The sequence below is a fragment of the Lysinibacillus sp. K60 genome (assembly GCF_019731275.1).
Lineage (GTDB): Bacteria > Bacillota > Bacilli > Bacillales_A > Planococcaceae > Lysinibacillus > Lysinibacillus capsici.
In genome coordinates, this window is the sequence record NZ_JAASJR010000002.1 from 266,738 (window position 1) to 292,559 (window position 25,822).

A 25,822-nucleotide genomic window follows, 5' to 3' on the forward strand; every position below is an offset into this window, starting at 1 on the left:
CCTAAGCTGAAATATTGCTATAAACATCTAATCAAGCTAATTGTATGGGGATAGATTTCTTATTTCCTTCTACAAGCGCGAAAAAAGATGAGTCTTTACATTTCTGTAAAGATTCATCTTTTAAATAGAAGTTTATTGATGTTTTTGTTGGAAATCTACCATGAAATCTCGTAAAGCTTCACATGCCTCAAGGGGCACTGCATTATAAGTGGAAGCACGACAACCACCTACTGAACGATGTCCATTTAGCCCAACAAAACCTGCTGCCTTTGCCTCGGCAAGGAATTGTTTTTCCAGCTCCTCATCTGCAACACGGAATGTAATGTTCATTAAAGAACGGCTTTCAGGTGTGGCATGGCCTTTATAGAAACCATTACTATTGTCAATGGCATCATAAATGACTTTTGCCTTTAATTCATTATGTTTTTCAACTTCTGCTACGCCGCCTTTAGCTTCAACCCATTTTAACACCTCGCCTAGCATATAGATCCCAAATGTTGGAGGTGTATTATAAAGTGAATTACTATCGGCATGTGTTGTATACTTTAGCATCGTTGGAATATTTTTATTGGCTTTTTCAAGTAAATCTTTGCGAATAATTACGACCGTTACACCTGAAGGACCAAGGTTTTTTTGAGCACCAGCGTAGATGATTCCGAACTTTTCAATATCAACTGGTTTAGATAGGATGTCACTTGACATATCTGCCACTAATGGAACATTTCCTGTATCAGGGTAGTTTTTCCATTGCGTACCATATATCGTATTATTAGATGTGATGTGAACATATGCATCATCTTCATTGAATTGAATATCTTCTAAAGCAGGAATATTGCGGTATTGGTTTTCTTTTGTGCTTGCAGCTTCAACAGGTATCCCAAATAATTTAGCTTCCTTAAAAGCTTTCTCAGACCATGAGCCTGATAATACATAGCTAGCTTTTTGCTCAGTTGTTAAGAAGTTCATGGGCACCATTGTAAACTGAAGGCTTGCTCCACCCTGTAAGAATAGTACCTCATAGTTTTCTGGAATAGCATAAAGTTTTTTTAATAAAGTAATGGCTTCGTTATGTACTTCATCAAAAATGGCACTTCGGTGACTCATTTCCATAATGGACATACCTGAATCACGGAAGTTTACTAATTGCTGTTGAGCATTTTCTAATACTTCTTGTGGTAGAGCAGATGGACCTGCGTTGAAATTGTATGCACGTTGTGTCAAAGTGGTACACTCCTTGTTTGGTTAATAACAGAACTTTACTGGATTATAACCTAATTTTCAAGAGAAAAAATAAAATTCTTAATATTTGAGCAGAATGGCGACAGGCTCGCAACAAAATGTACACATTTAAGCAGGTATTTTTCATTAAAAACGAACAAAAAGAAGGTTATTTTTGAAATTAAGTTATATTTTCCGTATATTAAATATTTTTTATGGCAATAAAAATGATAATGTTCGTGTTTTTGTTTACGAATACTCCTTTATTAGAAGTGTGAAATCTACAGGCTAAAGCAAAAACATTAAAATCGCTTGTTAGAGAAATTTCCTTATTACTTTACGAGAGATAAGCAGGTTTTTGTATAATATTATAAAGAAAAGAAAAAGAGGTGTTTAGGATGTTTACCGTAGAGAAAGCTTGTTTAGTAGTTGTAGATGTACAAGGAAAGTTAGCAACAATTGTTGATGACAGTGAAATGGTAATTGAAAATGTGGCAAAGCTCGTACAAGCAATGCAGGCACTGGAAGTACCTATTTTATGGCTAGAACAAAATCCAAGTCGTTTAGGCGGAACGGCTCTTGAGATTGCTCAGCATTTACAAGGGCAACCGATTCCTAAAATGGCCTTTAGTGCGTGCCAAGAAGAGACATTTGTAGAAGCGATGAAGGAAAATGGACGCACTCAATTCATTGTGACAGGTATCGAAACACATATTTGTGTGTACCAATCGGCTAGACAGCTGAAAGAACAAGGATTTGAAGTAGAGGTTGTTGTAGATGCCGTATCCTCTCGAACAAAGACAAATAAAGAAATTGGGCTTACAAAGATGCATGCGCTTGGTATTTCCCCAACTAGCACCGAAATGATCTTGTATGAGCTACTACAACGGGCAGATCATGAGCATTTTAAAACCATTTTGAAGCTTGTTAAATAACGCCAACTAAAATTGAAACAATTGGTATATGTATTCCATTCATTGTAATAACAATTTTGTTTTCAAGAGAAATATATACAAAGAAATTGGGTTAGATTGAAAAAGTATAGATGTTCGATGGGTCTATAGACCTTTGTTGGGCATCTTTTTTATTTAAGGGCTAGATTATGCGTGACATTACTCACATAAAAACTTAGCCATTCCATTTGTTGTATACTATAATTAAAAATCGGGAATTCGTAATGGGTAAATAACATTTAATTAGGATGATGACTATGAAAAAAAATGTGAGATGGTTACTGTTAATAGTTAGTGTCGTTCTTATTTCAATAAGTTGTACAGGTAAAGAAGTAGCTTTACAAAAAGAACCTCTTTCACCAACAGAACAATTTGTTATTCAAAATTTACTGAATGATGAAGGGTTAATAAGCACAGATTTAACAAGCCAGAAAGATTTATTTTTATCGGAATCAGTAGGACTATGGCTTGCTTATTTATTAGAAAAAGGCGATCGAGCTCGTTTCGATGACCAGGTCAATGTTATGAAATCCTACTTTTTAAAAAGCGACTTTATTGTTTGGCGACTAGAAGGCACAAAAAAAGCCACAGTTAATGCCCTAATTGATGATTTGCGAATCATCCGTGTATTACTAGAAGCAGGTGAAAAGTGGCATGAATCAACGTATGTCCAACTAGGAAAAAAAATTGGCGAAAATTTGACCATACATGGAATGAATGAAGGATTATTTGTGGATTATGTAGATGTTTCAAGCCTTGCACAAGCAAATACATTGACAATGAGTTACCTAATGCCTTCCGCTTTTTACATAATGGAAAAAAATGGATTGTTGTCTCAACAGCAAGTCCGAGATCAGTTAGCTATTTTAAAAAATGCCCCTCTCACTGAACAAGGATTCTATCCAAAGTATTATGATATTCCCTCTAAAAGTTATAGATTTGATGAAGAACTGCACATGATTGATCAATTATATGTAGCATATCATATGGTTTCCATTGATGAAGATACCGAACCTTTTAAACGCTGGCTGTTAAATCTGTTGAAAAGAGACGGGAAATTATATGGGCGTTATAACGCACAAACGAATCAACCAACCGTGAGCTATGAATCTCCTGCTGTGTATGCAATGGCAGCTCGATATATGCTCGTTTTAGAAGAGCAGCAAAACGCACAGATCTTCATTGAGAAAATGTTATCGCTAAAAGATCCTACTTCAGGTTATGTTGAAAAAAATACACGATCAACGCATAGTTTTGATAATTTACTACCACTATTAGCAGAAAAGGAGGTAGAAAATGCGATTAACAATGAATAGAAATAAAGCAATTTTTATATATGGGTCAATCCTAATCTTACTATTACAAATACCTGCCTATTTTTTATTGCGTCAGGATGCAGAAGGTTATTTACTTTACTTGTTTTTAATGCTTTTAATAGTGCTTACCCTTTGGAGAGGAATGGTATTTGGGCTTATTAGCAGTCTCATCTTTATTTTTATTACAGGTTCAACATTACTCTATACGGGAATAACTGGAACAATGACATTTCTAAACCCTTCATTTTCCATGCAGTTTTTTTTCCTTTATGGCATCGTGCTGTTACTCCTCATACTTTGTGCAGGAAAGGTGCATGAATTAATGACAGAACAGGCAAGCTACATAAAAAAATTACAAGAAGATGTTAGAAACTATGTAGCAATTGATGTGGAAACAGGGTTTGATAATGAAACACGTATGCGAATAACAGTGAATGAAGAGATGCGTAGAGCAGATAGGCATAAGCACACTTTTGTCTTTATCATTTTAAAACTTGAGAATTATGATCAATTTCAAAAGCTTTATGGGGCTAAAGAAGTCCAACACTTATGGCAACAACTTTCTCAAAGGATACATCAAACGGTTAGACAAACAGATAAAAAATTTCGGTTTCGCGAAAATCATATTGGGTTATTATTAATTGATACAACAGACCAGTATATGGAAATTATTTATAATAAATTAGACCAAGCCTTAAAAAATCATCAATTGTTAAACGGAAAATGGGTAACATTAAATTATAAAACTAGTTTCTATACGTATCTTCCACTTACGGAGTCGACGTTCGATGAAATTTTATCGGATCTGGAAAGAGAGATGAAAACAAATGCGCTCTAATTATAGCTTTTGGATCGCCTTTGGATTGCTTTGTTTTTATACTTTCACTATATGTGACTCTGTACTAGCATCCGAAAAAAATAAGGACATTGCATTGATTTATGTCACTAGTTCCAAGCAGCCTAATATCGATGTATTGGCATTACAAGACATGCTTGAAAATTTTACGTCAGTAGATGTTTTATCAATAGAAGATGTAAACGAACAGATGCTTCAATCTTATAAACGCATTGTTGTTATGAATAACTATCCAACTAGAATTCCTCCAAATGCCTTGTCTGCAATAGATCAATTCTCAGGGTCGGCCATTTTGATTGGTGAAAATGTATTTCAGTTTTCTCCTTTTTCAAAATGGAAGGAGGGCCCAGTAGTGGAACTTCGAGCTATTGGGGGAGAAGTATTAAATAACTCCATAAAATGGAAAAGTGTAATACCATCAGGGGATTTTGAAATAGTAGAGAGAGCTACCTCTTTGAATAAGACATATCCTTTTATCGTCAAAAAAAATAATTGGTCTTTTATCGGTGATTTTATTAATAAAGATACATTGCAATATCAGTGGCCAGCGATCATGGGGGAGCTTTTGCAAATATCAAAGCCTCAGATACACCCCGCTTTTATTGTATTATCAGATATTAATATGAATACAGATATGCAAAAGTTAAAAAAGCTCGTGCTGGAGTTTTCAGCAAAAAAATTACCGATTGCTCTTGAAGTGGCACCTATTGTAGTAGATGAAAGTGATAAAAGATCCTACTATTTGCACGAAAATAAAAAACTATTAAGTTATTTACAAAAATTACAAAAGGAAGGTTATGCATTTATCCTTTCTTCATCTAATTCAACTGAAAAAAACCTTGAGTATTTAGTGCTACGTAAAATCTATCCTACTATAAGTCAGGGGGATAATTCCCTTTTTACCAGTAGTATCCAGCAGGACAGTCAGCAATTATTTATAACAAAAAGCGAAGAGAACCATACAATTTATCCGATTACAGCGGGATCTATGGCAGAAACAGAAACATATTCTTTCTATCCGGTGAAACAAAAGATAAACCTATTATTAAAAGTTCCTAATTCTATCATCGGTATTCAATATCCTGCCTATTTTAATGCTTCCTATGTTCAGGAGCTTGCCGCTTATTTAAGGGAACATCCACAAATTGAACTACTTAATCTCAGACAGACGAAGCAACAAGTAACATCCAAAAATGTTTCGATTAAGCAACATGAAAACGGTGAACAAACAATACAATTAGCATTTACAAAGATCGAACGTTTAAAAATATTATTTGATGAACGACCATTTGAATTAATTTTATGGGTGCTTGTCTTGATTGTTTCGCTGTTTGTCACATTATTTTTTATTAGTACCTTGCGTTTACGTATTACCTTACGTAAGAGATTATTTGAGGAGAGGAAAACAAATGGCTAATACATTATTTTTTATATCACTTTTCCTCATTTGGATCATGCTGCTTTATCATATGTTTTTAATGGAGGGTGGCTACTTACACTTTCGTACTTTTGAAAAGCCAATTGATGACTGGGCTAAAAAAATGGACAAGGTTCCCTCTGTCAGTGTCTTTATACCAGCGCACAATGAAGCACTTGTGATTGAACAGACACTACGAGCCATGTCACGACTATATTATCCGAAAGATCAACTCGAGGTAATTGTTATTAATGATAATTCCTCAGATGAAACTGGTGCTATTGCAGCGCGGTACGCAGAGAAATTCCCATTTATTCGTGTCATTGAAACGGTAGAGCCAAACAAAGGGAAGGGTAAATCCTCTGCCCTAAATTCGGCACTAGCTGATTCCACAGGGGATATCGTTGTTGTTTATGATGCTGATAATACACCTGAACGGATGGCTGTTTGGTATTTAGTAATGGGTCTCATGAATGATTCAAAAGCGGCTGCCACTGTTGGGAAATTTCGCGTTATTAATGCAGCAGAAACATGGTTAACTCGTTTTATTAATATAGAAACGATTTGTTTCCAGTGGATGGCCCAAGGCGGGCGTTGGAAATGGTTTAAGGTGGCAACTATACCTGGTACCAATTTTGCAATCCGACGGACAGTTTTGGAGCAGTTAGGCGGTTGGGATGTAAAAGCATTAGCTGAAGATACAGAGCTAACCATCCGTGTTTACAATTTAGGCTACCATATTCGTTTTTTCCCAAAAGCCATTACGTGGGAGCAAGAACCAGAAACCTTAAAAGTATGGTGGAAGCAACGTACTAGATGGGCAAGAGGTAATCAATATGTAGTGCTGAAGTTTTTAAGTCAATTCTTCACTCTAAAAAGAAAAAGTATCATGTTTGATTTATTTTATTTCTTTTTTACGTATTTTTTATTTTTCTTTGGTGTCATTTTATCCAATGCCCTGTTTATTATTAATTTATTTTATGATATTGGACTGACCGTTGGCGACATTGCCCTTGTTTTATGGGTTTTAGCCTTTTTACTGTTTCTAGGTGAAGTGATGATAACCTTAAGTATTGAAAAAACAGAAATGAATCGGAAAAATTTCTTTTATGTCATACTTATGTATTTTACCTATTCTCAAATGTGGATTGTGCTAGTCGTTTGGTCATTACTATTAGAAATAAAGCGCATGTTTACTGGTCAAGAAGTTCAATGGTATAAAACAGAGCGCTTTTCCAAATCAGATAAAGGAGCAGAATAATGAGAACCAAATTCTTCTATTTGTGCTTATTTTGTATTGGTTTTATTAGTTTTGCTAACGATGCAGTTGCAGCTACCATTACCGTAGATGACAACACCATTGCAATAGAAGGCAATCAACAGCAGAAAAAGCCCTTACTAGCACAGCCAATCGAATTACTGGGACCTTCCTCTTCAAGAGATTTTTATTACAATCTAAACGGGGATGTCCCATCCAATAACCAGCAAGTGACATTTCAAATCCAGCATTCTGAGCTACTTATAGCACCATCCTCCTTCACAGTGAAAGTGGATGATGTAGCAATTAAAACAGTTCCATTGAAAGCAGATTCATTAAAACAGACTGTTACCGTTAACCTTCCAAAAGAAGCACTGCTAAAGGGTTCTCATAAAATCACAGCTAGTTTTTATGGAATTCTTAAGGAAGGAATTTGTGTGCCTCCTGGCAACGCAGGTAATTGGCTACGTATTGAAATACTATCGTCTATATCAGCATTTAGTGACGAAAGTGATGCTTGGTCATTAAATAGCTATCCTGCTGCGTTTTTAGGCTATGAGGGATATGCTACGACGGTTATTGTACCAAAGAAGACCTCTGAGGCCACTTTAAATAGTGCATATCAGCTCGCAGCCTTCTTATCCGAACATGGTGACACAGATGTACAGATTGAACGTGAAGATGCTATTAATAAGATAAGAGGTCCTATCATCCTTGTAGGGGCAAAAAGTGAATTTAGTACAAACCTATTCAAAAAGATGTTAACAAATATTAGCGTTGAGCAAGATGCCATGACACTTACGATGCAGGAGCTGCAGAATACAAATTCGAATCAAAAAGTACCTCTTTTAGCTGTAACCTCTTCAAATGGCCAAGCTATTGAGGAGCGACTATCTTTTTTAACCAAAGCAAGCTTATTCGAGCAATTAATTGGTGATACATTAGCGATTAACGATGTTCCTAAAATAGAAGAGTTATCTGATACGACGATTTCATTTAAGCAATTTGGCTTTGAGGATCGACTTTTATCCAGCCAAGCGACTATGACACCCCATTATTATGTATCGTTGCCAAAGTTAGAGGCAAACAAGGAAGCTATTATGCGCTTGATCGTTAAAAAATCAGCAACAATATCTGACAGTAAAGAGGATGAGGATCGAAAATTAGAATTGATCGCGTATATCAATAATGTTCCACATGCAGTAGATTTACGAAAATTAGAACAGACTACAACAGATATGTATGAGGCCGTTATACCGATTCAAACAAATGTGCTCAACAAACTGTCAATGACCGATATTCAGTTTGAAGTAACAGGGTTCCAACTAGAGGATCCTTGCGAAACAACCAATGAACGCTATTGGATTTACATTGATAGTAATAGCACATTATCCATTACAAAAGATGATGCTGAACCAACGTTTACATTACGTGATTATCCTAATGCTTTTCATGAAAATACGTTAATCGTTATACCTGATAATGGAGGAATTGACGATACAACTATGGTATCCCTTTATAAATCGTTAATGACGAATGGTAACATGGCAAAAACCTCGCTGATGAAGGATAAGAATGTGACAGAGGAAGCTTTACAAGGGCATGCAGTCATTTTTATGGGAGAAATGGAACAGCTAACATGGCTTTCCAAGAAAGCCTCAAAAATTCCTCACACATCTGAGCAGCTTATCTCGCAAGGGTTTTTACCAGAGGCAATTGGCCAATATGTGTTCATAACGAAAAATTTCTGGCAGCAAAAAGAGCCTTTATTATGGATTCATTCATTAGAAAATGCTTCTGTAAAAGGTGACTTTTATGCTCACTTGAAAGAGACGAATTCTCAGGCAGACGCTGCGATTGAAACAAAAGAAGGACAATTTGTCGTAGCCGTAAATCAAAATGCTGATAAGGAAGACGTGAAAGTAGCTAAAAAAGATGAAATATCCTATGTTTTAATTGCAGAATTTGTTGGGCTCATTCTTGTCATTGCTGTTATACTGTATATCATCCTTCGTAAACGAAAGAAAAATCAACTAAAACAATAAAAGCAAAGTCGCGAATGTGCGACTTTGCTTTTTTATGCAGGCATGTCCGTTGGTGTTGGTTTTGCATAGCCCTCTTTATACGTGTCATCAATGAACTGACGAATTTCTTTTAAGCTCTTGCCTTCTTTGTGCAGTTGTGCTGATTGGACAGCAATCTCTAAGCACACTAAACAACGTGTCCCGTGATCATCCCAAACAATCGAACCATCCTCACGTTTTTCCTGAATAAAGCAATTTAAATTACTTTTATGGCCAGCAGATTCCCCACAGCCGCAATAGCATGGCATCCATTCGAGAATCTCTGTTGATTGTCCAGCGATTTGATAGACTAAGCGTATATTTTCTTGCTTGCCCTCTAAAAAGGTTGGTAGGACGTCAGCAGAAGCCGTTTCTTCTTGGATATCAACAGATGCCTCTGCATGGTCATGACCTTCATGTGAAGCGTCATTTGCTTTAGGAGAGGTTTCAGCACTGTTTTTATTTTCTCCACAAGCACTTAATAACAGTAACGCCAATACAACAAAAATAGTAATTGATTTCTTCAAAAATAGCGCCTCCTACATGTTTACAATACTTCCATTATAACATCGTTTTCATAAACATTTACAGACGCCTCGTTGAAAATCAGTGAAATATATCTAATCCACGTGTTTTGTTCATGAAATGTTCCATTTTCTCGCTCAATAATTTTTTTAAGAAGAATCCGAACAGGATAAAAATGAACCAGAAACCTAATAGGAAAATGAGGTCCATCCAGACTGTTGACCAAATAATTCCGCCGACAGCTTCACGCATCATTTCAATCGCATACGTAAAAGGTAAGAAAGGGTTGATTATTTGGAAGAACCTCGGCAATAACTCGACTGGATAGGTTCCCCCAGAGCCTGCAATTTGTAACACAAGCATCACAATGGCTAATGCTTTTCCTACATTACCGAAGACGGAAACGAGTGTGTAGACAACCGTTACAAATACGAGACTAATGAAAAGTCCAAATAAGATAAAGTAGGCAGGTGCTTGAATGGAGCCGTCTACTAAGAAAATATCTCCAATGGTAATAATTAGAGTTTGAATAAACGAGAAAGTTGCAAATGTTAAGAGTCGACCAAAGTAAATTTCTCGAATACTATAAGGTGAATCTCCATGGAGATTCACAGACAATAATGAAATTAACAGTAAACAGCCTACCCAAATAGAGAGTACTGTGTAAAACGGTGTCATGGCTGTTCCATAGTTCGCAATAGGGAATACACGATGTTCCTTTAATTTAATAGGCTCCTCAAAGAAATCACGTTCGGCGTTGACATCATTTTTAAGTAATTGTACAATCTCTGCTAGATCCGCTTCTTCTTCTAGAGTTCGTAGTTTATTCGCTAATTCTTTGATTTTAGCACTTAAAGTTGGAAATTCAGTTTGTATTTTTTGAATAGCTTGATTTGCTGTACCTAGCGTGTTTTTGGTCTGAGTCAATTTATCTGTTGCCTGAGGTATGAATTGTTTTACATTTGTCAGCATGGTAGAAGCGTTAGTTAAAGTTTGTTTCGCACTGGTAAGGGTCGATCGAATTTGTGGCTCTAGACTTTCGTTATAGTAGGATAAGAATTTTTGTAAATTAGCTGTAGCATTTTGTGCGATTTGCTGAATAGCTGTAATGTCTTGCTTGATAACATCTTTATCAATTGGCTTTAATTGATCTATTTTATTTAGTAAATCGTCATGTAGAGTCTGTAATTGTTGTAATGAGCTAAGCGCATTTGACGTAGAATCAATGAAGTTTGGAGGATGTTCCAAGGCTTCGCGAATGGCTGTAAGCTGTTCGATGATTGGTTGATTCGCTTCTGCATTACTTTCCTGTAAAGAACCAATAATGGTTGTTAAAGAGTCTTCTAATTGCTTACGAGTCGAAGCATCTGCCTGAATTAATTTTTGCATTGCCTCAAGCGTTTGAATACTCTTGGTTATGCTATCTTTAGAAGTTGACAATTGATTTTTAAGTGCCTCTTTTGTTTGTGTAATAGAGGCAGGGTCAACATTTATACGATTGAGCTTATTGATGATATCTGTAAAATGTTGGGCAATATTTTGAACAGTTGTGACATCCTTTTTGATGATAGGAGATAGTTCATTAAATAAAGCATCTGCTTCATTCACTAAACGTAAACCCTTTTGAATGGTAGTTAAACCATCTGTTGTTAGTTGTTCCACCTGTGGAACTTGTGTCAGCGCCTGATTAAGTAATTGATTTGCCTCTTTTCCTTGGGTAGAGGCTTGAGTTAAAAATGAATGTATATCAGGTAAATGCTGTTCTATAGTAAAAACATAATTTTCAAATTTGCGGAAATCAGGAATGTCACGTTCCATTTCAATTCCAATTGTATTAAAAATAGAAAAAAGTGTCCCATTGACGGTGGATACAAATTCATTCGAAACCTGCTGTGTAAGTACGCTCGCGCCTTTACTTGTAATTTTAGGAGCAATAGGATTCTTTTTTTCATTTACATAATAATCAATATGGGCCTTCGTTGGTTTGTCGGTTAGAATAGAGGTTAGTTTTTGCGAAAAATCATTTGGAATGATAATGATTGCAAAGAAATCACCATTTTTTAATTGTTCCTTAGCTTTTTTCTCTGTCTCGAGCTTCCAAGTAAAGCTTTTATTCGTACGTAAAGTTTCAATTACTTCATTCCCGACATTTATTGCTTCATCTCTTACAGTGGTTCCCGTATCTTCATTGACAATCGCGATTTTCATATTAGAGGTGTGGGCGTAAGGGTCCATGGAGGCATAAATATTTAGCCAGGCATAAAGAGAAGGAAGAAAAATTAGTCCACCTATAATGACAGCTACGACCCAGTTTGTGACAATATTACGGATATCTTTTGTATAAATTTGAAAAACATGCTGGAACGAGTTTTTCATCATAATCACCCCACATTCAAATTTGCATGAACTCTCACTATGTATGTTCCCAAATATACTTTAAATTATGTTATAAATGTGAAATATCTTCATTTAAAGGCGAATTAGTTTACTAGGTTTTCAAAACAATTTATAATCAATCGCGAATGCACTAAAACTAGGGCTTTTAGTGTAAAAAAGGAGGTCACTACTTTAGTGAAAAAATTATTAATTATTGGTTCAGTGATTGTTGTTTTATTTGCAGCAATTATTGTGCTTACCAACGTCTCAAACAAAAGTAAATTAGAAAGCGCAAATAACCCTTATGGCGATAAAAAGCTAAAACAAGAAACAATTGATCAATTGGATGATGAAAACTATCAAAACATTATGTTACCAGACGAACTAGAAGCTAAAATTAAAGCGGGCGAACCGGTTAATGCTTACTTCTTCAGTCCAATCTGTGTACACTGTCAAGCATTTACACCAGTATTAATGCCAATTGCCGATGAGCTTGGTGTTGATATTGCTCAATTGAATGTCTATGAATACGATGATTTATGGGGAAAATATAATATTGAAGCAACACCAACATTCATTCGTTTCGAAGATGGTAAAGAAGTAAATCGCTTTGTAGGAGCTCTTAAAGAAGAAGATTTACGAACGTTCTTAAATACGGTTGTGTTAAATAAATAGAAAAGGAAGAGACTGTATCATAATTATTTAGATACGGTCTCTTTTGTTTTTGTAGTGTATACTAAAAATACTGAATAGTTGTACACTGGAGGAATGATGAATGTCAATGGATGATTATTTTTATAATGGTGAACTGATGAAATGCTATGAATTAGCGAAGCAGGTGACAAATGAAGCAGACAAAGCACTAGCACAAAAGTATATTCGATTATTAGAAGAATATGAATATGATCGTTATCCAAAGCCAACTGGTCATATCGAAGTACAGCATGTGGAACGCGCTGATGAAAGCTATCCAGAATCAGATCTAGTTGTAGAAATACGGGCAATAAAAGATGAAGAGTCATTTGCGAAGCGTATTCAGCAATTGGAGGAAGTCGCAAAAACTGGAACACCCGCAGACAAGGCACAATCCTTTTTTACACAGGGAGAGCTGTTCCTATTCGCACATCAATACAATGAGAGTGTTCACTGCTTTCAACAAGCAGTAAAGGAAAATCCGAATAAGGCTGTCTATTGGGGAATCACAGGGCAGACGATGCATCGTTTTGGTTGGATGCCATTTGATGCGCTCGGTTATTTAGAACAAGCGATACAGCTAGATCCAACAAATCCTCGTTGGAAATGGAATAAAGCGCTTGTACTTATTCAATTAGCTAAGGATTTGCAAATGGCTCCATTTATGGCGAATGCAGTAATCACTTTAGAGGATGCACTAACTTCTTGTGGCGAACAGCAGCGGTCATTGAAAGATGCCATTCAAAATACAGTAGATAATATGGATAGCTATGTTTTTTCCTAACATTCAGGAGTCTTCTACAGAAAACTAATTTCAATAGTTTTATAATATTATGCGGATGTCCCCAATGTATATGGAGACATCCTTATTTTGTTGAAATAAGATTATGCCAAGAGAGAAAAAAGACCTTTTGGCAAGGCGTGGGGTTGATTTCCGTTCCGCCAGCGTGTCCGATGAGCCACTTCACTCACTTGCGTTCGCTCCATGGGCGCACCTGTGACGAAGTAATCTGTAACGAAAATCTCTTTTCACCTTTCAAAAAATGCTTTAGATGATTTTGTTTTCCAACACAGCGAGGATGTCTCCAATGCATATGGAGACGTCCTTTTTACTGAGAAATCAAGTGAGCGGGGTTCGTTGCCATATTTCACAATCATGGTATGATAAGAAAGAAAATGATTTGTAGATATAAAGGACGGATTTTTTATGGCACAAGAAGCGGCAAATAAGTTTATAGAAAACGTATGTAATCATTTAGTTCGCAATATGAATATTACAAAAGTGGAAGAGCATTTTAAAGAAACAATTACTATGCAGCGACAATCTGCCGCAACATCTATGGACTTTTGGGACATGTTGATGATGAATATGCTTTATTTTACGGAGAATGAACAGGCTTGGGAGCAGGAATTTCTAAAAATGCTTCAAGCTAAGGAATGGCTAAAGCCATCAGCTCTTGAAGAGGAATTATTAATGCATCAGATGCGCATTCGTCAACAAGTAGCAGAGCAATTGGATGCTGCAAAGGATTTATTCCATCAGCAATATGAGTCGGAAGATATGACAGAGGAAGCGATTATTTATGATTATGCCTATAGCTCTGCTGGGCATTCCATGCGCATGGATTTATTAACCGTGCTTGTATCCACGCCAGAGCAATCAAAAATACTCTTTGACGCAGACCCACAGGAAACGATACGAATTGTCAATGGCTACATTGCCTACCATACAGATGGATTAATTAATAAAACAAAATTACACTAATTTTGTTACAAAGCTTCACGCGAAAGGAATTTGATTAAATGAATACACCATTTACTTTTAACCATACACAACCAACAAATATGGACCCTACGAAGAAATATCCCGCTATTTTTTTGCTTCATGGCATGGGCAGCCATGAAGATGATTTACCACAATTAGTGCAGGATTTTCAAGAGCAATGTCATATATTTAGCTTACGAGGACCAATTACGCAACATCCCGGCTATGCTTTTTTTACCATTCAAGAGGTGGGGCAACCAGATCGTGCAATCTTCGATAAAGTGTTGGTTGCACTGCAACGATTTATATTAGAGGCCATCGAAGAATATCAAATCGATCCACATAAAGTCTTTGTTTTAGGCTTTAGCCAAGGTGCGGTTTTAGCACAATCACTTGCCTTTGTTATGGGGAATTTAGTGACGGGTATTGTTGCATTAAGTGGCTATACGCCAAAGTTTGTGACGGAGGAATATGCCATTCGTTCTGTAGAACATTTACATGCTTTTATTTCGCACGGTGATTATGATTATGTAATACCTTCTCAATGGGGAATGGAAAGCAAGGAGATCTTTGAACAATTTGGTGCCACGGTGACATTTAAACAATACCCAGATGGACATGGTGTAACACCTGATAATCTTCGTGATCTAGTGGCATTTTTAGCACAGCAACTACAGGAAGAAATTCAATAAAAGGAAATCCGAGGCAAAAATTTGTCTCGGTTTTTTTGCCTACTGTAATAAGACCTATTATCAAATTATTTTTCTCCAATAGTGTTTGGAAGAATCGAGGCAAGAAGGTTCAAATTCACGTCAGTCGGTGGTATCATAGTAGATGTTGTGAATGAACGTTCTTTGTTAGATGAAAAACATGTACTTTATGTGAAAAGAGAGACAGAACAGATCTAAAAGGGGTAAAATAATAATTTGATGTGCTAGATGCAAATTTTGTCGCTTTCTATCGATGAAAGCGTGTAGAAATTATGGAGAAAAGGAATTAAGCTGAATGGAACAAAATCTGAAAACGGAGCATAAACCACTATCCTCCGAAAAAACAAGAGGGAAGTCATCACGTTCTTCTATTTTAGCGCAAACCGTCAAGACAGGGATTATCAAATCTAATTTAATACCTATGTGGGCTGGTTTAACGCTAGGCATGTATAAAAATAAAATGACGTTTGTAGACAATATACCAGAAATCATTTTTTCAACAATCGGTTCCGCCCTTGTCATTGGAGCTGCAGGGGCCTTTAATAATGTCTATGATCGTGATATTGATGCAATTATGCCTCGTACACAAAGCAGACCAACTGTAACAGGTGAAATGTCAGCAAAATCGACGTTATCATTAGCTGTTGTAATGTTAATTATTGGAGTAGCAGTGTTGGCACTTGCGTCACCTTTAGCAGCGGCATTTGGATTATTAGGTGTATTCCTATATGTAGTCCCTTATACAATGTGGACAAAGCGTCGTACGATATATAATACAGAAATCGGTAGTATTAGTGGTGCGGTGCCACCATTAATTGGTTGGTCTGCTGTATCTACAGATATTACACACCCAGCGATACTTGGTTTATTTTTTGTTATGGTCATTTGGCAAATGCCACATTTCTATGCTATTGCCATTCGCAAACGTGTAGACTATGAAGCAGCCAGTGTGCCCATGCTACCAGTTATCAAAGGGATGCGTCGAACGTATTATCAAACCAATTTCTATTTAATATTATTGATTCTATCAAGCTTTTTATTTGGCTCGCTAAGTGTAGGCATCATGCTTGTGGCATTGATCTTAAGTGTTGCTTGGCTAGTGATGAGTATTTACGGTTATCATAGTAATACAGATCAAGTGAAATGGGCTACCAAAATGTTTGTTTTTTCCCTATTCCATATGACTATACTATTCTCAACAGTCATTGTGTACTCGCTAGTAGGAGTTATTTTTAAGTTATATTAATTTTTTCAAAAATTGCCCTGAAAAAAATAAGTAGTGCGAAAACAATTACGAAAATAAAAACCAACAAGTTTACTCGTTACTTGTTGGTTTTTTATTATCGACAGAAATGATTTGGCGACTAGGCCATTCGAATGCATGTAACCGTCCGCCAAACACAGCTCCACCGTCAATGCCAATAATATTATTTTCTCCGAAATAAACACGATAATCAGTTGGATCATGATGCAGGTTATAAGTAGGGGTATGGCCGAAGATTATTGTTTTTTCCCCTTGATAGCCTGCGTGGAATTCCTCACGAATCCAAAGTAAGCGCATGGGGTCAGTTTCGGCTATTGCAGCACCTGGCACAACGCCACCGTGGACGAAAATAGCATCCTCTAACTCAATATATATTTCAAATGTCTCGATTAACTGTAAATGTTCTTCGAGCTTAGGGAGCGTTTTAATAAAGCTAGGTAGTGTATTACTTTGGATGGCTTCCTCAAAGTCTGCCAACTGATAACCGTAGCTTGCTAATGTAGCCTCACCACCACAAAGTCCTACCCAATGGTTCCATGGCTTAGCAAGGCCTGAACGACATGCATTGAGCATGATCGCCTCATGATTGCCTAGTAAAACGCGTGCACCTTTTGTCTGTAGTTCACTCACTAAATTTAACACACCACTAGAAGAGGGCCCTCTATCAATATAATCACCAAGAAGAAAAAGCTGGTCGTTGATTGGGTCATAGTTTGCTTTTAATAATAGTTCTTCCAGTAGCCCTAATTCTCCATGTATGTCACTAATTGCTAGTATACGGTTCATGTACGAGCATCCTTTCTAATAGTACAGCTTTACCCTTAAGTATAGAGAATTATTCTACAAGTTTCGACTTTTCTAGCTTCTCCTAGCTTTTTTCATAGAATTTTTAAAGAAACAATTCTCCTACTACTATGTTTATCATATGAAGGATGATTTTATAGCTTTATTCATTTGTCTAGAGAAGATGAGTTATGAGAGGAGGGGAAATGCTTGAAACGTAACAGCAGAAGCAAATTGCAATGCTCCTACTGTTTGACTTAAAAATTATATCTGTAGTTTTTCCCATGCTTGCTTCGCTATTTGTTCATCAAAGGTTGAAATGAGGCGAAAATTATTGCTGTCTAAAATGCGATAATGCTGACTGATGACGTTTTGCTGTAGTCGAAAACCACCATACTCCTGAATGTTTTTCCACCATATGTATCCACCCATTGTTTTCTCCTTTGGCTGCAATGTTCCATTATTTGCGATTAAATCTACAACCTCTAATGGATCACCACCAAGTTCATGCTGTAAAATCGTACTGTCTCGACACAATGTGCAAACTGTAACAGTGGTTGTCCAGCCAGCTAGTATACGGCCCTTTTCAATTTGGACAAGTGTTTTTTTTGATAATCCTAGTAAATCACTCATTTGATCCTGTGTGAAAGCTTTTTCTGTACGGATTAATTTCAGTTTTTCTGAAACGAGTGTGATTAATTGTTCACGATTCATCCTAACACCCCTTATTTTCAGATTGTTAAGTTCTATTATACATGAAAGTAAAGAAGCGTGTTTTTCTTTCACCTTAGGAAGTGGCTGAGATCGCGTAAAATTGAAACAGACTGCCCCTAATGGACAGTCTGTTGGATGTTAGATTTCATATTTTTTCGTATCCGAGATCACTCTGAAGTGGATGCCTTTAATCTGAGCGCTGACTTTATGGCGGAGTGTATCAATATCCACAAGCTCCTCTTTATTTTTGACACACACAGCAATCTCTTGTAATAGCTTTGTAAAAGATTCTTTAAATAGTGAGCGCATATTATCGAAATCTAAACTACGAAAACTCCCATCAATATCGAAAGCTTCAACTGAATTTAATTGCTTGGAAGCTCCTGCAAAACGATCATCGTAGACTGTGTAATTTTCATCTGTTACCACGATAATAAATAGAACTTCTCCCGTGATTGTTTTTAACTCAATATTTGTTTTGTGTTTCTTTACATCAGTAATAATGTGAATACCATCTGAATGATATAGCTTAAATAATGTCATGTGTATGGCCCCCTACAACTAAAATCATTTTTCTCTATTCATTATATAGTGAAATGGCTAATAATGGAATAAGGAATACTGTTTCCTACAGTTACGATTGAACCTCTGTTTTAAGAAGTAGATTTTTTCGAAGAGGACGAACCTCAATATAATGAATTTGATGACCTTGTTGCTCATAGATGCTAAAAATATAGGAGCCTAGTTCAATATTTTTTGATGCTTTAATGCCGTTATTTACAGTTAAGAACCAACCACCTAATGTTTCCACTTCTTCAGCTTCCAGCGTAATGTTTAATAGATTTTCTACATCTTCCACAAGCATTTTTGCATTTAATAAATAGTGATGATCTGTAATTTTTCGAATATCCGCAATTTCATCACCATCAAACTCATCTCGAATTTCACCAACAATTTCTTCTAAAATATCTTCAACTGTTACAAGACCAGATGTACCACCATATTCATCCATTAGGATGGCCATATGGATTCGTTCCTTTTGCATACGTACAAGTAATTCTTGAACGGGCATTGTTTCAATTACGCGAATGACAGGATTTATGAAATCTTCTAGAACTAATGAGTCGTCTGTAAGTTGTTCAAGTAGACCATGGGTTAATAGTTCTTTCGCATTGATGAAACCTAATATATTATCTCGGTCCCCATCATAGATTGGGTAACGGGTATATTTTTCAGCAGCGATGTAATGAATAATGTTTGTAAAAGATTCATTTTGTTCAATTCCAACAATTTCTGTTCGGGGAACCATGATTTCACGAGCAATACGTTCATCAAATTCAAAGACGTTATTAACATATTTGAGCTCAGATTTATTGATTTCACCACTTTTAAAGCTTTCGGACAGTAATAATCGCAATTCTTCCTCTGTATGAGATAGCTCATGTTCGCTAGCAGGTTTCATACCGAATAAGCCAACTAACACACGTGCAGAACCGTTCAAGAACCAAATAAATGGATACATGATCTTATAGAAAAACATAATGGGTTTTGCAAAAAGAAGTGTAATGGATTCAGCTTTTTGGATGGCAGCTGTTTTTGGGGCTAATTCGCCGACTACTACATGTAAAAACGTAGCGATGGCAAAGGCTGTTCCAATTGTAAAGATTGTCATATATTTATCAGAAATGCCGATCATTTCGAATAGTGGGTGAAGCATAAATTCAAAAGTTTTTTCACCAACCATCCCGATACCAAGAGCGGTTACAGTAATCCCTAATTGACAGGCTGATAAGTATTCGTCTAAGTGTTGAACAACATGTTTCGCAGCAACTGCTTTTTTATTGCCTTCTGCAACCAGCTGGTCAAGTCTTGAGGAACGTACTTTTACAATGGCAAATTCTGTTGCTACGAAAAAGCCTGTTAAAGCTAATAAAATGGTAAAAATCGATAGGTTTATTATGGTCTCCAAATAGTCGTTCTGTAAAAACAGAACGTCACCTCCTAATTATGAATGAGTAATAATAAAGATTGCATTAATGCAATACTTTCGGGTGAAACATTTTTCTTAATCGTTTCAATTCTTTTATCATCTTGCTTGTTCATTTGTGCTAGCAGAGATGTAACATCATGCTCTAAATCTTGCATTTTTAAACGAAGCACCTGTACATCGATTTCTTCATAGGGTGTGATGTTTAGTTCATGTTGGATTTGTACAAGTGAAAGCCCCTGTTGTTTGCGCTGTTCAATAAATTGAAGCCGTTTAATCATGGCTGGGTCATAGTAGCGATAATTTGCTGCAGAACGTTCTGCATCTAGCAAACCAATATTTGTATAGTAATCGATTGTTCGTTTAGTAATGCCTGTTTTTTCTGCAAGCTCGCCAATCTTTAATTTTTCTGTCCCAATGCAAACACCTCCAAACCATCACGTGATACTTTGATTATAACGTGATGGTTTTAGTTTATTCAAATGATAGCCTTTGATATTTCGAAATTATAAGATTTTTTTCAAAAAAAGAACGTTTCTGCCATGATTAAATGGTAGAGACGTTCCTAAGTTTACGGAAGTAAATAAGTATCATATAGGTGATGGAGAGCTTCCTCACCATTTTTTTGTAAGAGAATTTCTTCATTATATGTAAGTGTTATGCTCGTTTGCTCGCTATCAATTTTGTCGTCAATTATTTTACAGGTAACAGTCACAAAGCCTGATTCAGCAAGCTTTTCTTTCATGTCGTCACTCCACGCCTGATCAGAAAATAGCGGAGGCTGCCAAGTACCTCTCACATGTAGCTCATTTTTTTCGAGGTCATAATCCCAGCGTATGTCACGTAAAATAGTTTTAAATAGGTCATTAACCGTAAACGATGTATCTTTATAGTTAATGTCTAGTGCACGTATTGCATGGACATCTCGGCTAACTGCACTAGCTGCGGAATTAGCAGCTGAATTGATGCCTGAAGCAGCATCTTTAATTTCTGAAAATCGACCACCACAGCCAGAAAGTAGTGCGCAGATGCATGTGATACAAGCAACTTTTGTCATCCATTTCACAAGTAGTCCCTCCAGTCTAGTAAGTTGTTATAACTATCTTAACGAAAAGAAAAATATGAAGAAAGGGCATGAAGGCGGTAGTTTGTGACGGTTTTGCAACGATGCGACCTCCACTTGATTGTTCGGCATTTGAGAAATATATAATTCTGAATATTTAGTAAAAAATCAAAAGAATAGGAGCGGTTTGTGATGAAAATTAATGATGAAATGCTTGATCGATTAGGAACATACTTTGTTTATCATGCTGTTTATGATAATTATGGAATTACGTTTGAAAACTTTGTGGAGCGTTGGCTACGAGGCATACTTGACATATAGCGAGCTGAACTTTGAAAAACTCCTGGAAACAGGAGTTTTTATCTATAAAAAAGACATATTTCCTCTTGATTTAGATACTTTACTCATGGTTACTGATGCTATAATTAGCTTAATTGGTTAGATATCTATTACTTTCTATCTAAAGGGGATGATGCATATGAATTTATTGGGGAAAATTCTCGCAACTGTCATTGGGACAGTATTTGTCGTATTCGCAGTTATAACAGTTGTGAATATTTATCAAACAAAAAATTTAACAATAGAAACAGCTCAAAAAATGGCACAAGCAGAAACATCGGATCACGCCAACCAGATTCAAATTCAGCTTGATTATGCTATGGATACAGCACGTACGCTTGCAGCTAATTTAACTACAATGGTGGAAGAACAAAAGGCTGATCGTGCTTTAACAGATGCTATGTTCCAACGTATTTTGAAAAATAATGAGCAATTTATGGGTGTTTGGTCTGTATGGGAACCTAATGCCTTCGACGCGCAAGATGAAAAATACATAAACACAGAAAGACATGATGCATCAGGACGCTATGTTCCATTTTGGACGCGCGATGGTGATCGTATCGTTCCTTCTCCTATTGTTGATTATGATACGTCTGATTTTTATCTATTACCGAAACAAAAAGGACAGGAAATGATTTTGGAACCATTTGTTTATCCTATTGCGGGTAAGGATGTGTTATTAACGTCCATCATTGTGCCTGTTACGATTGACAATGAATTTAAAGGCATCGTGGCCGTGGATATGAGTTTAGAAACATTCGCTCAACTAAGCCAACAAGTAAAATTATTTGAGAGTGGCTTTGGTTCGATTATCTCGAATAATGGCATGTTTGTGACACATCCAAATAATGATTATGTGACAAAGCCATTTGCTGAGCAAGAACAGTATACATATAGAAACGAGATTCAAACAGCCATTCAGCAGGGCAAGGCTTCCGTTATTCAAGATTTTTCAAGCTATTTACAAGAGGATAGCTATATTGTCACTGCTCCCATTCATATTGGAAAAACGGAAACTCCGTGGTCATTGCTTGTCACAGTACCGACTAAAGAAGTGTTAGCACAAACAACAAAACTCACATGGACGATGGTCATCATAGGCGTTGCTGGCCTTATTTATCTTATAATCGTGCTAACATGGCTTATTCGTCGAATTGTTCGACCTATCGTAATGACAGTGGAGCAGGTGCAAGCGATTGCAGATGGAAATTTAGCAGTGGAGCCATTAGCGGAGGATAGCAAGGACGAGCTTGGTCATTTAGCAAAGGCTGTCAATATCATGACAAGTAATACACGAACATTGATTCAGGAAGCAACGCAAATTTCAAATCAGGCAAGTACCTTTAGTGATCGACTCATGTCTTCCACAAATAATATGAGTGTGAGTATCGATCAAGTGCTAACGACAACAGGTGAGTTAGCGACAGGAGCAACCCTACAAGCTGAGCACGCAGCCCTAACGCTAGGTGTAACGCAAGAGGTAGAGCAGAAATTGCAAGCTATTCAAGCGGCAATCAAGGAAATGACTCATCGCTCTCAGGAGACTACGCAGGCATCTAAGCAAGGTTTGGTTCATGCGGAACAATCGATTCAAGGCATGGAGGCGATGTCGGAGCAAGTCACATTAACAGCATCTGTTGTCCAGCAGCTGAGTGACCAATCGACTGAAATTAATCGTATTTTACAAGTCATAAATGCTATTGCAGGTCAAACGGATTTACTTGCACTTAATGCTGCGATAGAGGCTGCTCGTGCAGGAGAGCATGGAAAAGGCTTCTCAGTCGTAGCAGAGGAAGTACGCAAACTTGCAGAGGAGTCCGCCAAATCGACGAGTCAAATAGCAGCTATTATTGATACGGTTGTGAAGGAGACTGTCAAAGCAGGCGATGCCATGCAAAATGTTGTGGCTGCTGTGCAAACCAACACACAGTATCTTGATGCCAATAAACAAGCACTTGATGCCATCTTACAGCATATCGTTGATACTGTAGCGCAAATCGACGAAGTGACAACTGCCTCTCATTTAATTCAAACGGAAACAGTAGAGGTAGTCCGGGCAGTGGAAAATATGACAGCTGTCAGCCAGCAGTCCTCAGCAGGAACAGAGGAGCTATTAGCAACGATGGAGCAGCAAAATACCGCGGTTCATGAGCTGAAAAATATGGCAGAAAGCTTATCTGGTATGACGAACTCCTTACAACAAACACTAGCAAAATTCCATTTTTAGTAGAGAACTAAGGCTGCGTGTCATCTTATGTACAACGGGATGACATGCAGCTATATTGTAAGTTAAATTCTATAAGAATTATTTTTCTGAATATTTAGTTATTTATTGACGTATAAATGCTATTATTTATTTAGTTGCTATAGGCGGGAGCTGGTACATATGAAATTACTACATAAAATATTACTGACAACGTTATCTACAATGATGATTGTGTTCATCATTATTTTAAGTGTCAATATTGTAAAAACTAATTCATTAGCAGTGGAGGATGCACGACAGCTCGCTCAATCGCGGGCGTCCGAAAGTGCATATCAAATGCAAATGGAACTTGATTATGCGATGGATACAGCAAGGACAGTAGCCTCTAATCTTCAAACAATGGTAGCCAATCATAAGGGAGATCGTGATTTAGCAAACGAGATGCTCAAACAATTACTCGAACAAAATGATACCTTCCTAGGGGTTTGGACGATTTGGGAGCCAAATGCCTTTGATGGACAAGATGCTCATTTTGCCAATTCGAAAGGGCATGATGCATCAGGTCGTTTCCTTCCCTATTGGGCACGCAGCAACAATGGTGTGACGCTTGCTCCTCTAGAAGACTATGAAACTAGTGATTATTATGTATTACCTAAAACGTTGAAACAAGAGGTTATTTTAGAGCCGCTAATTTACCCAATTGATGGTCAAGATGTATTGATGACTTCCACAGCTATACCTATTCAAATAGATGGAAAAGTCGTTGGTCTTGTTGGAATTGATATAAGCTTAGAAACATTGGTAGCCATTAATAATGAAAATGTACTCTATGATACAGGGTATAGTGCCATAGTATCTCATAAGGGGACATTTGTTGCCCATCCATCTCCTGATTATGTCAATAGACCAGTGACTGAAATGGAAAAATATAAAAGTGCGGATAAAGTTTTGTCTGCTGTTGAACAGGGCAAATCCTATCTAGTAGAGGATTATTCATCCTATTTACAAGAAGCTTCCTTTATTGCTGTCTCACCTATCCAAATTGGTCAAACGTCGACACCGTGGGCATTGCAGGTAATTATTCCATCTGATGAGGTAATGGCAGCCGCAAGTGAGGCAATGTGGTTATCAATATTACTAGCTATTATTGGTATTATTGTATTAGTTGGTGCCATTACTTGGATAGCTCAGCGGATCGTCAAACCAGTGGTTCAGACAGTGGAACAGGTCAAAACCATTGCTGGTGGAAATTTAGCAGTGGAGCCGTTACAGGTTCGTTCGAAGGATGAAATTGGCGAGCTTGCACATGCAATGAATCATATGACAGACAATATGCGCGAGCTGTTACAAGCGGCTACACATATTTCCAATCAGGTGAATCTATACAGCGGAGAATTACGTGCTTCTACCAATGATATGAGCATCAGTATCGAACAGGTGTTAACAACAACAAGTGAGTTGGCGACAGGTGCTACCGTACAAGCCGAACAGGCGTCTACCACATTAGGCGTTACACATGAGGTTGAGCAGAAATTGCAAGCAATTCAAATGGCAATTGAAGAAATGCTTCAGGATTCTCAGCTTACAACAGCGTCTTCTAAACAAGGTTTAATTCATGCAGAGCAGTCTATTCAAGGGATGGAAGTGATGTCGGAAAAAGTGTCACTGACAGCTATGGTCGTCCAACAGCTCAGCGACCAATCAACAGAAATTAATCGTATTTTACAAGTCATTAATGCAATTGCAGGTCAAACAAATTTATTAGCATTAAATGCGGCGATAGAAGCTGCTCGTGCAGGTGAGCATGGCAAGGGCTTTTCAATTGTGGCAGAGGAAGTACGGAAGCTTGCTGAAGAATCAGCCAAATCAACAAGCCAAATCGCCTCCATTATTGATATGGTTGTTAGAGAAGCAGCAAAGGCTAGTGATGCTATGCAAAGTGTTGTCTTAGCTGTGGAAAACAATACGCAATATATTGATGCCAATAAGCAGGCACTTGATGCGATTTTACGCCATATTGTCGATACAGTAGCGCAAATCGATAATGTGACAGCTGCCTCCAGTGTCATTCAAAGGGAGACGCAGGAGGTTGTACGTGCAGTGGAAAATATGACGGCTGTTAGCCAACAATCCTCAGCAGGAACAGAGGAACTATTGGCAACGATGGAACAGCAAAATTTAGCGGTTCATGACATCAATAGCAAAGCCCAACAATTAACAGCTATGACGGACTCCTTACAGGCAGCACTAGCTAAATTTCAATATTAAATTAAAAGAGCTGTAGGCAAGGTGAAATTTTCATCCAACTTTGCGTAC

23 protein-coding genes are annotated in these 25,822 nt (G+C 37.1%); 14 read left to right on the plus strand and 9 right to left on the minus strand.

The genetic code is table 11. The annotated features are described in order from the left end of the window. Positions 1 to 132: 132 nt before the first annotated feature. Positions 133 to 1,221 (minus strand): 3-phosphoserine/phosphohydroxythreonine transaminase, encoded by a 1,089-nt coding sequence (serC, locus tag HCH28_RS05105; RefSeq protein ID WP_221680099.1) that lies wholly within the window; start codon positions 1,219 to 1,221, stop codon positions 133 to 135. A gap of 395 nt (positions 1,222 to 1,616) precedes the next feature. Between serC and HCH28_RS05110 the strand changes: the two genes are divergently transcribed. The 6 genes from HCH28_RS05110 (at position 1,617) to HCH28_RS05135 (ending at position 9,063) form a co-directional block, all read left to right on the plus strand. Further along, positions 1,617 to 2,153 carry a hydrolase gene (locus HCH28_RS05110; protein ID WP_221680100.1) on the plus strand — a complete coding sequence of 179 codons (537 nt, stop codon included), beginning with the start codon at positions 1,617 to 1,619 and terminating at the stop codon, positions 2,151 to 2,153. A gap of 275 nt (positions 2,154 to 2,428) precedes the next feature. After that, entirely contained in the window at positions 2,429 to 3,487 is a 1,059-nt protein-coding gene (locus HCH28_RS05115) for a glycosyl hydrolase family 8 (protein ID WP_255600728.1), read from the plus strand. Beyond that, complete coding sequence (locus HCH28_RS05120) at positions 3,468 to 4,325, plus strand: diguanylate cyclase domain-containing protein (protein WP_221680102.1); 858 nt, start codon at positions 3,468 to 3,470, stop codon at positions 4,323 to 4,325. Before HCH28_RS05115 ends, HCH28_RS05120 begins: the two co-directional genes overlap by 20 nt. Beyond that, positions 4,315 to 5,760: a DUF2334 domain-containing protein gene (locus HCH28_RS05125; RefSeq protein WP_221680103.1), complete on the plus strand. Its 1,446-nt coding sequence runs from the start codon at positions 4,315 to 4,317 to the stop codon at positions 5,758 to 5,760. Before HCH28_RS05120 ends, HCH28_RS05125 begins: the two co-directional genes overlap by 11 nt. Beyond that, a complete protein-coding gene (locus HCH28_RS05130) occupies positions 5,753 to 7,021 on the plus strand; it encodes a glycosyltransferase family 2 protein (RefSeq protein WP_221680104.1) in 1,269 nt (422 codons plus the stop codon). Before HCH28_RS05125 ends, HCH28_RS05130 begins: the two co-directional genes overlap by 8 nt. Further along, positions 7,021 to 9,063, plus strand: coding sequence for a cellulose biosynthesis cyclic di-GMP-binding regulatory protein BcsB (locus HCH28_RS05135; protein WP_221680105.1), 2,043 nt, complete (start codon positions 7,021 to 7,023; stop codon positions 9,061 to 9,063). Before HCH28_RS05130 ends, HCH28_RS05135 begins: the two co-directional genes overlap by 1 nt. Before the next feature lie 32 nt (positions 9,064 to 9,095). On the opposite strand, the gene HCH28_RS05140 is transcribed toward HCH28_RS05135, so the two are convergent. Then, positions 9,096 to 9,608 carry a PCYCGC motif-containing (lipo)protein gene (locus HCH28_RS05140; protein ID WP_004227258.1) on the minus strand — a complete coding sequence of 171 codons (513 nt, stop codon included), beginning with the start codon at positions 9,606 to 9,608 and terminating at the stop codon, positions 9,096 to 9,098. A gap of 79 nt (positions 9,609 to 9,687) precedes the next feature. Further along, positions 9,688 to 11,982, minus strand: a complete 2,295-nt coding sequence (locus HCH28_RS05145) for a YhgE/Pip domain-containing protein (protein ID WP_221680106.1) — start codon at positions 11,980 to 11,982, stop codon at positions 9,688 to 9,690. A gap of 195 nt (positions 11,983 to 12,177) precedes the next feature. On the opposite strand from HCH28_RS05145, the gene HCH28_RS05150 reads away from it, so the two are divergent. The 5 genes from HCH28_RS05150 (at position 12,178) to cyoE (ending at position 16,396) form a co-directional block, all read left to right on the plus strand. Next, complete coding sequence (locus HCH28_RS05150; protein ID WP_112118231.1) at positions 12,178 to 12,657, plus strand: thioredoxin family protein; 480 nt, start codon at positions 12,178 to 12,180, stop codon at positions 12,655 to 12,657. Between the two features lie 100 nt (positions 12,658 to 12,757). Then, positions 12,758 to 13,459 carry a tetratricopeptide repeat protein gene (locus HCH28_RS05155; protein WP_221680107.1) on the plus strand — a complete coding sequence of 234 codons (702 nt, stop codon included), beginning with the start codon at positions 12,758 to 12,760 and terminating at the stop codon, positions 13,457 to 13,459. Between the two features lie 423 nt (positions 13,460 to 13,882). Continuing rightward, positions 13,883 to 14,440 (plus strand): hypothetical protein, encoded by a 558-nt coding sequence (locus HCH28_RS05160; protein ID WP_221680108.1) that lies wholly within the window; start codon positions 13,883 to 13,885, stop codon positions 14,438 to 14,440. A gap of 38 nt (positions 14,441 to 14,478) precedes the next feature. Next, on the plus strand, positions 14,479 to 15,132 hold the full coding sequence (locus HCH28_RS05165; RefSeq protein ID WP_221680109.1) for an alpha/beta hydrolase: 654 nt from the start codon (positions 14,479 to 14,481) through the stop codon (positions 15,130 to 15,132). A 313-nt stretch (positions 15,133 to 15,445) separates the two neighbouring features. Continuing rightward, positions 15,446 to 16,396 (plus strand): heme o synthase, encoded by a 951-nt coding sequence (gene cyoE, locus HCH28_RS05170; protein WP_131520585.1) that lies wholly within the window; start codon positions 15,446 to 15,448, stop codon positions 16,394 to 16,396. Between the two features lie 69 nt (positions 16,397 to 16,465). On the opposite strand, the gene HCH28_RS05175 is transcribed toward cyoE, so the two are convergent. The 6 genes from HCH28_RS05175 to HCH28_RS05200 all read right to left on the minus strand — a co-directional run bounded on the left by HCH28_RS05175 (position 16,466) and on the right by HCH28_RS05200 (position 20,955). Continuing rightward, a complete protein-coding gene (locus tag HCH28_RS05175; protein ID WP_221680110.1) occupies positions 16,466 to 17,200 on the minus strand; it encodes a metallophosphoesterase in 735 nt (244 codons plus the stop codon). A 261-nt stretch (positions 17,201 to 17,461) separates the two neighbouring features. Continuing rightward, positions 17,462 to 17,911, minus strand: a complete 450-nt coding sequence (locus HCH28_RS05180) for a helix-turn-helix transcriptional regulator (RefSeq protein ID WP_009370152.1) — start codon at positions 17,909 to 17,911, stop codon at positions 17,462 to 17,464. Between the two features lie 138 nt (positions 17,912 to 18,049). Further along, on the minus strand, positions 18,050 to 18,454 hold the full coding sequence (locus tag HCH28_RS05185) for a hypothetical protein (protein ID WP_004227282.1): 405 nt from the start codon (positions 18,452 to 18,454) through the stop codon (positions 18,050 to 18,052). Positions 18,455 to 18,545: 91 nt separating this feature from the next. After that, positions 18,546 to 19,880 carry a hemolysin family protein gene (locus tag HCH28_RS05190; protein WP_221680111.1) on the minus strand — a complete coding sequence of 445 codons (1,335 nt, stop codon included), beginning with the start codon at positions 19,878 to 19,880 and terminating at the stop codon, positions 18,546 to 18,548. 32 nt (positions 19,881 to 19,912) lie between these two features. Then, positions 19,913 to 20,317: a MerR family transcriptional regulator gene (locus HCH28_RS05195; RefSeq protein WP_312128482.1), complete on the minus strand. Its 405-nt coding sequence runs from the start codon at positions 20,315 to 20,317 to the stop codon at positions 19,913 to 19,915. A gap of 152 nt (positions 20,318 to 20,469) precedes the next feature. Further along, entirely contained in the window at positions 20,470 to 20,955 is a 486-nt protein-coding gene (locus tag HCH28_RS05200; RefSeq protein ID WP_255600882.1) for a hypothetical protein, read from the minus strand. Between the two features lie 198 nt (positions 20,956 to 21,153). Between HCH28_RS05200 and HCH28_RS24925 the strand changes: the two genes are divergently transcribed. The 3 genes from HCH28_RS24925 to HCH28_RS05210 all read left to right on the plus strand — a co-directional run bounded on the left by HCH28_RS24925 (position 21,154) and on the right by HCH28_RS05210 (position 25,774). Further along, a complete protein-coding gene (locus HCH28_RS24925; protein ID WP_004227289.1) occupies positions 21,154 to 21,282 on the plus strand; it encodes a hypothetical protein in 129 nt (42 codons plus the stop codon). 157 nt (positions 21,283 to 21,439) lie between these two features. Then, the gene (locus HCH28_RS05205) at positions 21,440 to 23,527 is read left to right on the plus strand and encodes a methyl-accepting chemotaxis protein (protein ID WP_221680113.1); all 2,088 of its coding nucleotides are present in this window, start codon (positions 21,440 to 21,442) and stop codon (positions 23,525 to 23,527) included. A gap of 159 nt (positions 23,528 to 23,686) precedes the next feature. Further along, entirely contained in the window at positions 23,687 to 25,774 is a 2,088-nt protein-coding gene (locus HCH28_RS05210; protein ID WP_221680114.1) for a methyl-accepting chemotaxis protein, read from the plus strand. Positions 25,775 to 25,822 lie beyond the last annotated feature (48 nt).